Origin of the sequence: Pseudomonas sp. NPDC090201 (genome assembly GCF_044746825.1) — a bacterium.
Lineage (GTDB): Bacteria > Pseudomonadota > Gammaproteobacteria > Pseudomonadales > Pseudomonadaceae > Aquipseudomonas > Aquipseudomonas putida_AD.
This window is the reverse complement of sequence record NZ_JBIVCX010000001.1, coordinates 615,948-628,734: the sequence shown is the minus strand read 5'-3', so window position 1 is coordinate 628,734 and position 12,787 is coordinate 615,948. Positions and strand designations below refer to the sequence as shown.

Here is a 12,787-nt window from a genome sequence, read left to right as displayed (position 1 = left end):
GCCGTCAGGCTTCCTTCTCGCGATACGCGCCCGGCGTCAATCCGGTCCATTTCTTGAACGCCCGGTGGAACGCCGAAGGCTCCGAAAACCCCAATTGCTCGGCAATCTGCTGCAACGACAGATCCGCCTGGCCCAGATGAAAAATCGCCATGTCCCGCCGCAGTTCGTCCTTTAACCCCTGAAAACTCGTGCCTTCGTCGCGCAGATGCCGGCGCAGGGTCTGGGGGCTGATATGCAGGTGATCGGCCACGGTTTCCAGGTCCGGCCACTGGGTGCAGTCACGGCTGAGCAGGCGGCGCAACTGGCTGGTGAGACTGTCGCCCTCGTCCGGGCGCGCCAGCAGGTCGGCGGGCGAGCGTTCCAGAAAGCGCTTCAACGTACGTTCGTCCTGCAGCAGCGGCATGCTCAGGTAGCGGGCGTGAAAGGTCAGTGCGGTCTGGCCGGCGTCGAAGGTCATCGGGCAATAGAACAGCAGGTCGTACTCGGCGCTGTGGGCAGGTTTCGGATACGCGAAGGTGGCGTGATCCAGGCGGATGCGCTGGCCAATCAGCCAACTGGCCAGGCGATGCCAGATCACCAGCAGCGATTCGCTTAAAAAGTGCTCCGGATCGCGCAGGCTGCTTTCATCCAGGCATAAACGCACCCAGTCGCCCTCCCGTTCAAGGCTCAGGCGTGGCGAATCGGCAAACAGCCCGTAGAACCTGAAGCCGCGCTGCAGGGCCTTGTCCAGCGTGCGGCAGTGGATCAGCGCGTGGCACATCATGGCAAAGGTGCCGCGTTTGCTGGGCGCCAGGCCAAACCCCATGTATTCGTCGTCCAGCGCCCGCCACACCAACTGGATCAACAGCGCGAACTGTTCCGGCGCGATGCGTGCGCGGGGTTCGTTGAGCAATTCAGGGGTGATGCCGGCCTGCGCCAGGATCGGCTGGCAGTCCAGATCATAGCGGCGGGCGCCCTGCAGCACGGCGCGGGCAAAGTGGCTGGCAATGGTTCGATGGCGCATGGCGGGGCAGGTCGTCGCACCGAGAATGAAAGTGACTGATGGTAGGCAGGCATGCAGGCCCCGGACAAGGCGGATACCCGCCAATACCAGCGCTTATTTTTCGAGAGTTGGCGGAAATCCGCCATCGCGATGGGGCTTTTTTAGCTAGGGTTAACCAGACAGTCCATGCCGCACGGGGCTTTCGGGGAATTTTCCAATAGTGGCACGGGGCTTGCGATACAACGAGCAGAGACCTGCCTCGCGCAGCTCGACAAAAACAAATCCCTCCGAGCAGGAGGGTTCGTACTTTAGGTGTCGGTGTATCAGGAATGATTCAGCCCGATGCTCTTGAGGAAACTGCAATGACGACTCGTCAGCCACTCTACAAATCCCTGTATTTCCAGGTAATCGTTGCAATCATCATCGGTATTGCAATCGGTCACTGGTACCCCGATGCCGGCAAGGCCCTCAAGCCGCTGGGTGACGGGTTCATCAAACTGATCAAAATGGTCATCGCCCCCATCATCTTCTGCACCGTGGTCAGCGGCATCGCTGGCATGCAGAGCATGAAATCCGTGGGCAAGACCGGCGGCTACGCGCTGCTGTACTTCGAAATCGTCTCCACCATCTCGCTGATCATCGGCCTGGTCGTGGTCAACGTGGTTCAGCCGGGTGCCGGCATGAACGTCGACGTCTCGACCCTCGACGCTTCCAAGATCGCTGCCTACGTCACCGCAGGCCAGGATCAGAGCGTGATCGGCTTCATCCTGAACGTGATCCCGAACACCATCGTCGGCGCCTTCGCCAACGGTGACATCCTGCAAGTGCTGATGTTCTCGGTGATCTTCGGTTTCGCCCTGCACCGCCTGGGTGCCTACGGCAAGCCGGTTCTGGACTTCATCGATCGCTTCGCCCACGTGATGTTCAACATCATCAACATGATCATGAAGCTGGCGCCACTGGGTGCGCTGGGTGCCATGGCCTTCACCATCGGCGCCTACGGCGTGAGCACCCTGGTGCAACTGGGCCAACTGATGCTGTGCTTCTACATCACCTGCCTGCTGTTCGTGCTGGTGGTACTGGGCGGTATCGCTCGCGCCCACGGTTTCAGCGTCATCAAGCTCATCAAGTACATCCGTGAAGAACTGCTGATCGTGCTGGGTACTTCCTCTTCGGAATCGGCCCTGCCACGCATGCTGATCAAGATGGAGCGCCTGGGCGCGAAGAAATCCGTCGTGGGTCTGGTGATCCCGACCGGTTACTCGTTCAACCTGGACGGTACTTCGATCTACCTGACCATGGCGGCCGTGTTCATCGCTCAAGCGACCAACACCCACATGGACATCACCCACCAGATCACCCTGCTGCTGGTGCTGCTGCTGTCCTCCAAGGGCGCGGCTGGCGTGACCGGTTCCGGCTTCATCGTACTGGCGGCCACCCTGTCGGCGGTAGGTCACCTGCCGGTCGCGGGCCTGGCGCTGATCCTGGGTATCGACCGCTTCATGTCCGAAGCCCGCGCCTTGACCAACCTGGTCGGTAACGCTGTTGCCACCCTGGTTGTCGCCAAGTGGGTCAAGGAACTGGACGTGCCGCAAATGCAGGCCGAACTGGCCTCGGGCGGTCGTGCCATCGAAGACATGCGTCCGCAGGACGACCTGGGCGTTGCCGAAGGCACTCCTCAGGCAACTCGCTCGTAATACGCCTGGCGTGTTGAAAAAAAGCCTGTCTTCGGACAGGCTTTTTTGTGGCCACTAGAAAACCCTGTGTGGCCAACACAAAACCCTGTGGGAGCGGGCTTGCCCGCGAATGCCGTGGGCCAGTCAAAGACGTGTTGCCAGGCCTGACGCCTTCGCGGGCGAGCCCGCTCCCACAGAGAATGCGTCAGCCCTGATGTCGGCTTGGGTCATTGCCGACATCCAACGCCCTGCCTACTCTGACCTCAGCCACCATTCAGGGAAGCCCGCGCATGCAAGGTCCGCTGTCGTCGCTCAAGGTTCTCGATTTCTCCACGCTGTTGCCCGGCCCTTTCGCCTCGCTTTTGCTGGCGGACATGGGGGCGCAGGTGCTGCGGATCGAGTCGCCCACCCGGCTGGACCTTTTGCGTGAGCTGCCGCCCTTCGATCAGGGTGTTTCGGCAAGCCACGCGTACCTCAATCGCAACAAGCGCAGCCTGGCGCTGGACCTCAAGCAGCCCCAGGCGGTGGAAGTCATCAAGCGGCTGGTGGCGGACCACGACATCGTGCTGGAGCAGTTCAGGCCCGGAGTGATGGACCGGCTGGGAATCGGCTATGAGGCGCTCAAGGCGATCAACCCGCGGCTGATCTACGTCGCCATCACCGGATACGGCCAGACCGGGCCGTATCGCGAGCGTGCAGGCCACGACATCAACTACCTGGCCCTGGCCGGGGTCGCCAGCCATACCGGACGCAAGGACTCAGGCCCTTCGCCTTCGGGTGTACAGGTGGCGGACGTGGCGGGCGGTTCGCTGCATGGCGTGGTCGGCCTGCTCGCGGCCGTGGTTGCACGCCAGCAGACCGGGCAGGGCCAGTATGTGGACGTGAGCATGACCGACTGCGCCTTCAGCCTGAATGCGCTGGCGGGGGCGGGGTATCTGGCGGCCGGTGTCGAACCGCAGCCTGAGGGCCAGATGCTCAATGGCGGCAGCTACTACGACTATTACCGCAGCCGCGACGGGCGCTGGTTTTCCGTGGGCAGTCTGGAGCCGGTGTTCATGCAGGCGTTGTGCACCGCCCTAGAACGGCCCGAGCTGGCCACGAAAGGGTTATCCGCCGAGGCAGCTGACCAGGCCTTCATCAAGCAAGCGCTGCAAATGGAATTCGAACGCCGCAGTTTCGACGAGCTTCAAGGGCTTTTCTCAACGATAAATGCCTGTGTCGAACCGGTGCTGAGCCTGTCGCAGGCCGTCAGCCATCCTCAGTTGCAGGCCCGCGGAGTGGTGACCCAGGTTCCAAGGCCCGATGGCAGCCTGCAAGCGCAGATGGCCTGCCCGCTGAAGTTCTCGCAAGGGTTGCCCGCGCCACGATTCATCGGCGCGGCGGCAGGTGCGCACAGCGAGCAGGTGTTGCTGGAGGCAGGGTTCGATCAGCAGCAGATCGACGCGATGCGCAATGCGGGTGTCATTCCACCCGCGTCTCACCACTGAACACCAGGATCTCCCGGCACCGCCGGCACAGGTAACGCCGGCCCTTGTGCACCAGCTTGTGCCTTTGCGTTGAAAACGCAAAATCGCTCTCGGGGCACGGGCAGCGGTAGATGTAGCGGGTCACGCGGCGGCGCTGGATTTCGTAGGTGTGGCAGCGGTTGGGCGGCAGTTCGTACACGCCGCGCATTATCAGTTGCCACTCTTCGCCGTGGGGCGCGATGCTGTCGCCGAACAGTTGATGGGCGACCAGGTGCGCGACTTCGTGGGCCACGGTCTGGCGCAGGAAGTCTTCGCTGTTTTCGCGGTACAGCTGCGGATTGAAGCGCAGCAGGTTTTCGTGCAGGTGCGCGACACCGGCCTTCTGGCCGCGCAGCTTGAGGCTCACGACCGGGCGTTTGAAAGGGCGTTTGAAAAAGTCTTCAGCGAGTTGGTAACAGGATTCGACGCGGGAATTGAGTTGCTCGAGCATGCTTCATCGGTCTCCAGAGGAGGCGAGTATGCCGCAAAGCGTGTGCTGGCCGAAAACTCAAGCTGCCGAATGGTCACGAATCCACCGCGGACCCCTGTAGGAGCGCGCTTGCCCGCGACGGCGGCGTGTCAGATACGAAGATGTATCAGAAAGACCGCGGTCGCGGGCAAGCGCGCTCCTACAGTGAGGTGTCGCATCAGTTGGTGTACTCAGGCCCCACGCCGATGCCCCAGAGCACCACGGTGAACGCCATGATCGCCACCAGCACCACCAGGCCCACCGCCAACACCGAGCTTGAGAACATGAAGCCTTCGTCCGGGTGAATGTTCATGAACACCGGCAAGCCCACGTACAACAGGTAAACCGTGTAGCAGACCGCCGCCAGGCCCACCATCATGCCCAGCCACATGTGCGGGTACAGCGCTGCCAGCCCGCCAAGGAACAAGGGCGTTGCCGTGTAGGTCGCGAACGCCACGCAGCGGGCAAGGCTGGGTGAGGCGTCGTAGGTGCGCGCCATCCAGTGAATGAAGCCGCCCATGACGCCGACGCCTGCGAGCATGGCGATGTAGGACATGATCGTCATCCAGATCGCGCTTTCGCTGGTCAGCATGACCGGCGCGCGGCTGCCGATGACCCAGCCGACCTGCGTGGTGCCGATGTAGGCTGAAATGGCCGGTATCGCCGCTAGAACCAGCGTGTGGGTGAGGTACATGTGGCCGATGGTTTCTTCCTTATCGCCACGTATCTGTTGCCATTCCTGATCGGGGTGGGTGAACAACCCCCAAACGTGATGGATCATGCCCGTTACTCCTCGTGGTGGACGCCGTCGCGCCTGACCGGCCATATGCCGCCAGGGCAAGGCCACAATCTCAACAAGGAAAACGGCTGCGACCTCATTTGCCAGTATAGAAAGCTGCAAGCCACGGAAACCGTGGGCTTTAGAGTAATTGGGTCATTCAAGAGGGTTGTTAATAGCCGTTGGCGATCAGCAGCCTGTTTCAGCCGGATGAACGGCATATTTCACCTAGGAGCGCGCTTGGTCTGGGCCGCATCCGGACGATTGCGGTGTGTCTGACACATCTATGTCGCTGACTCACCGCTATCGCGGGCAAGCGCGCTCCTACAGACGGTTGTGCGTTCGAGCGGGCCGGGCATTACCACTGGCAAGGTTTATGCGTAAAATACCGCCCCTTTCCTCAAGTTACAGCGAGCGGACATCAGCGCCATGGGCACCCTTTCAGTCAATCAGAACAAACTGCAGAAGCGTCTGCGCAGGCTCGCAGGCGAAGCGGTGGCCGATTTCAACATGATTGAAGAGGGCGACAAGGTCATGGTCTGCCTGTCCGGCGGCAAGGACAGCTACACCATGCTCGACGTGCTGATGCACCTGCAGAAGGTCGCGCCGATCAAGTTCGACATCGTCGCCGTGAATATGGACCAGAAACAACCTGGCTTCCCCGAGCACGTGCTGCCGGCCTACCTCAAAGAGCTGGGCGTGGAGTACCACATCGTCGAGAAAGACACCTATTCGGTGGTCAAGGAGCTGATTCCGGAAGGCAAGACCACCTGTTCGCTGTGCTCGCGCCTGCGTCGCGGCACGCTGTACACCTTTGCCGATGAAATCGGCGCGACCAAAATGGCGCTTGGGCACCACCGCGACGACATCGTCGAGACCTTCTTCCTGAACATGTTCTTCAACGGCACCATCAAGGCCATGCCGCCCAAGCTGCGTGCCGACGACGGCCGCAACGTGGTGATCCGCCCGCTGGCGTACTGCGCCGAGAAGGACATCCAGGCCTATTCGGACATGAAGCAGTTCCCGATCATCCCGTGCAACCTCTGCGGTTCCCAGGAGAACCTGCAGCGCCAGGTGGTCAAGGACATGCTCCAGGAGTGGGACCGCAAGACGCCGGGCCGCTCGGAAATGATCTTCCGCAGTTTGCAGAACGTCGTGCCGTCGCAATTGGCCGACCGCAACCTGTTCGACTTCGCCAGCCTGACCATCGACGAAACCGCCGCTTCGCGCTTCGTCAATGTGGTGAATCTCTAAGTCGTAGACACACACAACCCCGTAGCAGCACGGCTTGCCGGCGGGAGCGATCTTGAGGACGCCCCCGCCGGCAAGCCGTGCTGCTACGGGCGGTGTGTCAGATACGAAGATGTGTCTGACCCACCGCCATCGCGGGCAAGCGCGCTCCTACAGCGTCAGCCCGATCGGCCAGGTGTCGGTCAGCTTGTAGCCTTCAGGCCACGGGTCGCTGGGGTCGAGCATGTGCTGGTGGGTACCGGTGATCCAGGCGCGGCCCGACAGGCTCGGCACGATGGCCTTGCGCCCGGCGATTTCGGTTTCGCTCTGGATCTTGCAGTGAAACTCGGAGCCGATGATCGAGCGCCCGATAAACCGATCGCCGACCTTCAACTGCCCCTTGGCATGCAACACCGCCAAACGCGCCGAGCAGCCGGTGCCGCAGGGTGAGCGGTCGATCTTGCCTGGGCGGATCACCACCGCATTCGCCGCGTTCGCCACGCCGCCGTCGTAATTGACCGGTGCGGCGATCTGGCAGAAGGAAATGTGGTTCCAGTCCTTGTTCTGCGGATGGGTGAAGCCCAGCTGCTCGTTGGCCGCCTTGGTGATCTTGAGGCCCGTCTCGACCAGATCTTTCGCCTCGTCGGCTTTCAACGAAAAGCCCAGTTTCGTCGAGTCGACGATGGCAAAGCTGTCGCCGCCATACGCTGTGTCGACCTGAATCGAACCCAGGCCCGGCACTTCGATCCACACATCCAGCTGGTCGGCGAAGGAGGGGTGGTTGTGCACTTCCACGCTCTGCACTTTGCCGTCGCGGCACTGGGCGATGGCCTCGATCAGGCCGCCCGGCGCTTCGAGAATCAGGCGGGTTTCCGGTTCGGTCATGGGCAGGATGCCGCTGTCGAGCAGCACCGTGGCCACGCACAGGGAGTTGGAACCGGACATGGGCGGCACGTCGGCAGGCTCCATGATGATCCAGCCCATCTGCGCCCTGGGGTTCTTGGGCGGCACCAGCAGGTTGACGTGGCGGAACACCCCGCCGCGCGGTTCGTTGAGCACGAAGTTGCGCAGCACGTTGTCCTTCTCGATCCAGCGCGACTGCTCCCAGATCGTATCGCCCGGCGGCGGCGCGACCCCGCCGACGATGACATCGCCGACTTCGCCTTCGGCATGACAACTGACCACATGAATCACTTTCGATGAGCGCATTGCCAGGAACCCTCCAGTAAAAGGTGATACCGCACCCGTAGCAGCCCGGCCGGGCGGCGTTCCGCTTGCCGGCGGGACCGGTCTTGAGGTGGACGGCGACCTTAAGGACGCCCCCGCCGGCAAGCCGTGCTGCTACGGTTGGAGTTTGGGTGTTACTTGATCGACTTGAGGAAATCCGCCGTCTCCGGACGTTGCGGGTTGCCGATGACCTGGTCCGGCGAGCCGATCTCGTGTACCAGGCCGTTGCGGAAGAACGCCACGCGGTCGGACACATCGCGGGCGAAGCGGATTTCGTGGGTCACCAGGATCATGGTCATGCCGTCTTCGGCCAGCATGCGCATGGTGTCCAGCACTTCGCCCACCAGTTGCGGGTCAAGCGCCGAGGTGGCTTCGTCGAACAGCATGTAGTTGGGTGACATCGCCAGCGCCCGGGCAATCGCCATGCGTTGCTGCTGGCCGCCGGAGAGCTTGCCGGGGAACACCTTGAGCTTGTCGCCCAGGCCCACGTGGGTCAGTTGCTTGACGGCAATGGCTTCGGCTTCCTGCTTGCTCTTGCCCAGCACCGTGCGTGGCGCCAGCATCACGTTTTCCAGCACTGTCAGGTGAGGAAAGGCGTTCCACTGCTGGAACACGATGCCGATCTTCTGCCGCAGCTTATTGATGTCGGTGCTCTTGGCGTGCACCTCGGTGCCGTCCACGCGGATGCTGCCGCTCTTGATCGACTCAAGGCCGTTGATGCACATCAGCAGCGTCGACTTGCCCGAGCCCGAACCGCCGATGATCGACACCACTTCGCCTTTCTCGACCTGCAGGCTGACGCCCTTGATGACTTCAAGCTCGCCGAATGATTTGTGTACGTTGTCGATCTCAATCATTTTCTTGCCACCTTGTTTCCAGCCGGGCGCCGATACGGGCGATTACCAGACTCATGACGTAGTAGATGAGGCCTGCGATGCACAGCACCAGCAGCGGTTCTTGAATGCGCGTGACGATGGTCTGCGAGGCGCGCAGCAGCTCGACGATGCCGATCCACATCACCAGCGCCGTGTCCTTCATCACCGACAACAGCAGGTTGACCCAGCCGGGGAAGGCGACGCGGGTGGCCATCGGCATGACGATCTGGCGCAGATCCTGCCAGTAGCTCAGGCCCAGCGAACGGCTGGCGCGGCGCAGGTTCAACGGCACCGAGAGCACGCCGCTGCGCACGATTTCCGTGCCGTAGGCGGTCACGTACAGGCCCAGCACGATGCAGGCCACGGTGAAGGCGCTCCAGTCCAGGCCCGCGATGCTCTTGAGGGCGTTGAACAGCACGAATTGAATCAGCAGCGGCACACTGCGAAACACATCCAGCACCCAGGCCAGCGGGATGGTGCTGCGCGGCAGGAGGGCGCGTGCCATGCCGCAGATCACGCCGGCAATGGTGCCGATAATCATCGAAATGACAGTTAATAGGATGGTGACCCAAGCCCCTTGAAGCATGTACTGCAGGTCGCCCCAACTGAAAGTGGTCTCGAACATGGTCAACTCCTCAGTACCGGAACAGGCGCCAGGACAGCAGGCGCGCAAGGCCCACGATCAGCTTGGCGATCAGGTAATAGAGCACCGCCGCAATGGCAAAGAACTCGAAGGTACGGAAAGTCATGACGTTGTAGTTCTGCGTCACGCCAGTGAGGTCGTTGTTCAGGCCCACGACCACGCCCATGGAAGTCATCAGCACCGCCCAGACCATCTGGTTGGTCATCGGGTAGAAGACGATGCGCAGCAATTGCGGAATGACGATCAGCCGATAGGCCTGCGGTGCGCTCATGCCCAGGGAGCGGGCTGCGCGCAACTGGGTGTCGGGCACGGCCTTGAGGCCGCCACGGAAGTTTTCTGCCAGGTACCCTGCGTTGTTGATGGTGATCCCGGCCAGCAACGCCACCCAGGAGTTGATGTGGATACCGAAGGAGCCCAGGCCGAAGTACAGGATGTACACCTGGAACAGTGACGGTGTGTTGCGCGCGATGGAAATCCAGGTGGCGGCGAAGCCCTTGAGGATCAGGTTCTTGCCCTGGCGCATGAACACCAGGCACAGCGCGATGATGACCCCAAGGATCATCGACAGCGCAGCGGTTTCGAACGTCACCCAGGCGCCCTGCAGCATGTCCGGCAACGCCTTGAACGCGGCGCGCCATTGGAAGGTGTAATCAAACATGAACGAGCGCCTCTTTTTGTTCTGCAGCGTGTAACCAGACCGGCAGGCGACCGCTGGCAAGGCCGGTGCAGGCACTGTCGACGCATTCGGCAAGGCTTGCGAAATGCACGTTGCGCCCCACCAGGCCCGGTGCGTAGTGGGCGTATTTGCCGGAATTGGTCATCAGCGTTTTCGCCGCGGGCGGAATCACCGGTTCCGCGAGCATGCACCAGCAGGTGTCGGTGACGAACTGCACGCCAAAGGCTTCCAGCGTCGCGACATAGCCGGCCCGTTGCGCACTTTCCAGCGTGGCCCGGCCGCAGGTGATCACCACCGCCACCTTCGAGTGCTTGCGCAGGCCGTGGCATAGCTGGGCGAGGGTTGCGCATTCGCTCACTGAAAAGTGCGGATTGCCCAGGGTCACGGCATCCACTTGCGGGGTTTGCGCGCTGTTGAGTTCACGCCAGCTGTGCAGCAGGTCGATCTCTTCAATGCGCAACGTCTTGGCTGGCGGATGTCCGCCAAGGGCCAGTTCGGCGTTGGTGGCTTCCGGAGTCACGCCTGCGATATGAAACATTGGCGCGGCCGAGGTGGTGGCAAATGCCGCACCGAAGGCCTTCAAGTCATCGAGGGTCGGCGCCCTGTGTTCCAGGCCGCAGACCACCGGGATCTCGGCGCCGCACAGCAGGCCGATATGGTAGCCCAGCAGCGGGTAGAAACTGTCGTCCAGCTCGGCCATGTAAGGCACGTCGATGCGCAAGGTCGCGTGACGCTGGGGCGCCAGGTGGCAGCCGATTTTCGGTGCGCGGCCGGTGAGGGCGATGCAGATGTCCAGGTAGTCGGGGTACTTCAGCGTCCGCGCGCCGATCACGCTGTTGGCATAGACCACGGCGTTGGATTCGGCCCAGACGATCTGCTCGCCCAGTTGCGGCGCGCTGTCGAGCAGGTAAGGCGCGCAGGTGAAACTGACCTTCGCGCCCATGTCCAGATAGGCGTCCCCCAACTGGCTGGCGGGTTCGCCCAGGGCCGGGTCCACGCCCAGTTCACGCCAGCGGCGTTTGTCCACGGAGATCGAGTTCAGCGTGGTCGGCACCCGTACCCGGGCGCCCCAGTCCACCAGTTGCCGGGCGAAGCGCAGGCTCGCGGGGCCGGTGTAGATGCAGCCGTCGATGTGCGCCTGGGTGATGTCCAGCAACTCGGTCGCGCCTTGCAGCTCGGCCATGCGCAGGATGATGCCCATGGCGACCTGCGCGGCCTTGCCATAGGCGCCATCGAGAAAACCGCGGTCCATCTCGGTCAGGGTGATCCGGCTCTGGATGGCGGTGTTCGAGCGGGTGGGGCTGATGGTTGCGTGCAATTGCGGCGGCAGGCTGTCGAAACAGGTGACGCGGCCGTCTTCGACCCGGGCGAACTGCACATCGCGCAGCGCGGCAAAACCGGCTTCGCCGAGGCTGACGACAGGGATCGAATGGCCAAACATCTGTTCGGCGATCAGCACACCAAGGGTCAGGATGTCTTCGACCCGCTCGAACACCAGCGCCGCCGGGGCGTGGCCGTTGAGGATCAGTTCCAGCAGCACGCTGCTGCCGGTGCATGAGCCGCGCCCGCTGGGAATCGCGAGGACGCAGCCGGTAATGATTTGCCCGCTCAGGGGGTGGTGGCGGTCGATGACCTCACCGGTGAACGGCTCGACCCCGCCCCAGAAGCTGAGGCCGATATCGGCATAGAGCAATGAGCCCTGGGCACTGCCAGCGACCAGGCAACGCCCGTTCAACGAAATTTCAGACATCAAAGGCTCCTGAAAATGAGGGCCAGGTCAGAATCCGATTCCCGTAGGAGCGCGCTTGCCCGCGATGGCGGTGTGTCGGACGCGAAGATGCGTCAGACACACCTCGGTCGCGGGCAAGCGCGCTCCTACAGGCGAAGTTGCCTCAACTCAGTAGTAGACGCCCGGTACGGTCAGGCTGGCTGGTGGAATCTCGTCGCCGACCCATTTCTTCCACAGCTCGTCATAGCGGCCGGAGCGCACTTGCTGGTTCACGAACAGGTTCAGGTAGTGGATCAGGCCGTACTCGTTGCGCTTGGCGGCCAGGGACACGTAGTCGATGACATACGGCGCGTTGCCGGCGACTTTCAGGCCCTTGTACTTGCCGGACTTGATCGAGGCCGCGGCCACGGTGTTGGTCACCACGGACGCTTCGATCTGGCCCTGGGCGACGGCCAGGATGGTGTCGTTCTGGGTCTGGTAGGCGCGGAAGCTGCCGCTGCCCCATTTCTTCTGGTCCTTCTCCAGGGCGATGGCTTCATAGGTGCCGCTGGTGTTGCCGACGTTCTTGCCCTTGAGGTCTTCGTACTTGGTGATGCCGGTCTTGTCGGTGGTCAGCACCACCATCTGGAAGGCGAAGTAGGGGATGGTCATGGCCACGGTCTTGGCGCGTTCCAGGGTGTCGGAGGTAGAGGCGACGATCACGTCTGCGCGGCCCGACATCAGCGCGGGAATACGATCAGGGAACGGGGTTTCCACTACCTCGGCGGTCACTCCCAGCACTTTTGCCAGGTCGTTGCAGTAATCGACGTCGAATCCGACCGGGTTATTCTTGTCATCGCGCGAGCCCATCGGCGGGAAGTCCAGGGTGACCGCGCAACGCAGCTTGCCGGAGCCAATGATGTCATCGAGCTTGTCGGCAAATGCCGTACTGATGAAAGAAGTACTCATTACAGCGAGGAGGGCTACAGCAATGCCATGCTTTTTCATAAGAGCCTCT

Annotated in this window: 12 protein-coding genes; 3 read left to right on the top strand and 9 right to left on the bottom strand. The window is 62.2% G+C overall.

Annotated features, from left to right (window positions below):
• Positions 1 to 4: 4 nt before the first annotated feature.
• Positions 5 to 1,003, bottom strand: a complete 999-nt coding sequence (locus ACIPOO_RS02875) for an AraC family transcriptional regulator (RefSeq protein WP_274134232.1) — start codon at positions 1,001 to 1,003, stop codon at positions 5 to 7.
• Positions 1,004 to 1,344: 341 nt separating this feature from the next.
• Between ACIPOO_RS02875 and ACIPOO_RS02870 the strand changes: the two genes are divergently transcribed.
• The gene (locus tag ACIPOO_RS02870; protein ID WP_274134231.1) at positions 1,345 to 2,679 is read left to right on the top strand and encodes a dicarboxylate/amino acid:cation symporter; all 1,335 of its coding nucleotides are present in this window, start codon (positions 1,345 to 1,347) and stop codon (positions 2,677 to 2,679) included.
• A gap of 269 nt (positions 2,680 to 2,948) precedes the next feature.
• A complete protein-coding gene (locus ACIPOO_RS02865) occupies positions 2,949 to 4,145 on the top strand; it encodes a CaiB/BaiF CoA transferase family protein (protein WP_400604263.1) in 1,197 nt (398 codons plus the stop codon).
• On the opposite strand, the gene ACIPOO_RS02860 is transcribed toward ACIPOO_RS02865, so the two are convergent.
• On the bottom strand, positions 4,120 to 4,614 hold the full coding sequence (locus ACIPOO_RS02860; RefSeq protein ID WP_274134229.1) for a SprT family zinc-dependent metalloprotease: 495 nt from the start codon (positions 4,612 to 4,614) through the stop codon (positions 4,120 to 4,122). The genes ACIPOO_RS02865 and ACIPOO_RS02860 overlap by 26 nt on opposite strands.
• A gap of 196 nt (positions 4,615 to 4,810) precedes the next feature.
• A complete protein-coding gene (locus ACIPOO_RS02855; RefSeq protein ID WP_274134228.1) occupies positions 4,811 to 5,413 on the bottom strand; it encodes a Yip1 family protein in 603 nt (200 codons plus the stop codon).
• Between the two features lie 426 nt (positions 5,414 to 5,839).
• Between ACIPOO_RS02855 and ttcA the strand changes: the two genes are divergently transcribed.
• Entirely contained in the window at positions 5,840 to 6,664 is an 825-nt protein-coding gene (ttcA, locus tag ACIPOO_RS02850) for a tRNA 2-thiocytidine(32) synthetase TtcA (RefSeq protein WP_274134227.1), read from the top strand.
• A gap of 147 nt (positions 6,665 to 6,811) precedes the next feature.
• Here ttcA and ACIPOO_RS02845 read toward each other — a convergent pair whose 3' ends face one another.
• The 6 genes from ACIPOO_RS02845 to ACIPOO_RS02820 all read right to left on the bottom strand — a co-directional run bounded on the left by ACIPOO_RS02845 (position 6,812) and on the right by ACIPOO_RS02820 (position 12,777).
• Positions 6,812 to 7,849 carry a proline racemase family protein gene (locus tag ACIPOO_RS02845; protein ID WP_400604260.1) on the bottom strand — a complete coding sequence of 346 codons (1,038 nt, stop codon included), beginning with the start codon at positions 7,847 to 7,849 and terminating at the stop codon, positions 6,812 to 6,814.
• Between the two features lie 152 nt (positions 7,850 to 8,001).
• Positions 8,002 to 8,724, bottom strand: a complete 723-nt coding sequence (locus ACIPOO_RS02840) for an amino acid ABC transporter ATP-binding protein (RefSeq protein ID WP_274134225.1) — start codon at positions 8,722 to 8,724, stop codon at positions 8,002 to 8,004.
• Positions 8,717 to 9,367, bottom strand: a complete 651-nt coding sequence (locus tag ACIPOO_RS02835) for an amino acid ABC transporter permease (protein ID WP_274134224.1) — start codon at positions 9,365 to 9,367, stop codon at positions 8,717 to 8,719. The genes ACIPOO_RS02840 and ACIPOO_RS02835 overlap by 8 nt, the downstream gene beginning before the upstream one ends.
• A 10-nt stretch (positions 9,368 to 9,377) precedes the next feature.
• A complete protein-coding gene (locus tag ACIPOO_RS02830) occupies positions 9,378 to 10,043 on the bottom strand; it encodes an amino acid ABC transporter permease (protein ID WP_274134223.1) in 666 nt (221 codons plus the stop codon).
• On the bottom strand, positions 10,036 to 11,811 hold the full coding sequence (locus tag ACIPOO_RS02825; RefSeq protein ID WP_400604257.1) for an aconitase X: 1,776 nt from the start codon (positions 11,809 to 11,811) through the stop codon (positions 10,036 to 10,038). The genes ACIPOO_RS02830 and ACIPOO_RS02825 overlap by 8 nt, the downstream gene beginning before the upstream one ends.
• A gap of 147 nt (positions 11,812 to 11,958) precedes the next feature.
• Positions 11,959 to 12,777, bottom strand: coding sequence for a transporter substrate-binding domain-containing protein (locus ACIPOO_RS02820; RefSeq protein ID WP_400604255.1), 819 nt, complete (start codon positions 12,775 to 12,777; stop codon positions 11,959 to 11,961).
• Between the last annotated feature and the right edge of the window lie 10 nt (positions 12,778 to 12,787).

Coding starts and splice junctions, on each gene's coding strand:
- ACIPOO_RS02875 (WP_274134232.1), bottom strand. CDS start 1,003: ATGCGCCATCGAACCATTGCCAGCCACTTTGCCCGCGCCGTGCTGCAG.
- ACIPOO_RS02870 (WP_274134231.1), top strand. CDS start 1,345: ATGACGACTCGTCAGCCACTCTACAAATCCCTGTATTTCCAGGTAATC.
- ACIPOO_RS02865 (WP_400604263.1), top strand. CDS start 2,949: ATGCAAGGTCCGCTGTCGTCGCTCAAGGTTCTCGATTTCTCCACGCTG.
- ACIPOO_RS02860 (WP_274134229.1), bottom strand. CDS start 4,614: ATGCTCGAGCAACTCAATTCCCGCGTCGAATCCTGTTACCAACTCGCT.
- ACIPOO_RS02855 (WP_274134228.1), bottom strand. CDS start 5,413: ATGATCCATCACGTTTGGGGGTTGTTCACCCACCCCGATCAGGAATGG.
- ttcA (WP_274134227.1), top strand. CDS start 5,840: ATGGGCACCCTTTCAGTCAATCAGAACAAACTGCAGAAGCGTCTGCGC.
- ACIPOO_RS02845 (WP_400604260.1), bottom strand. CDS start 7,849: ATGCGCTCATCGAAAGTGATTCATGTGGTCAGTTGTCATGCCGAAGGC.
- ACIPOO_RS02840 (WP_274134225.1), bottom strand. CDS start 8,724: ATGATTGAGATCGACAACGTACACAAATCATTCGGCGAGCTTGAAGTC.
- ACIPOO_RS02835 (WP_274134224.1), bottom strand. CDS start 9,367: ATGTTCGAGACCACTTTCAGTTGGGGCGACCTGCAGTACATGCTTCAA.
- ACIPOO_RS02830 (WP_274134223.1), bottom strand. CDS start 10,043: ATGTTTGATTACACCTTCCAATGGCGCGCCGCGTTCAAGGCGTTGCCG.
- ACIPOO_RS02825 (WP_400604257.1), bottom strand. CDS start 11,811: ATGTCTGAAATTTCGTTGAACGGGCGTTGCCTGGTCGCTGGCAGTGCC.
- ACIPOO_RS02820 (WP_400604255.1), bottom strand. CDS start 12,777: ATGAAAAAGCATGGCATTGCTGTAGCCCTCCTCGCTGTAATGAGTACT.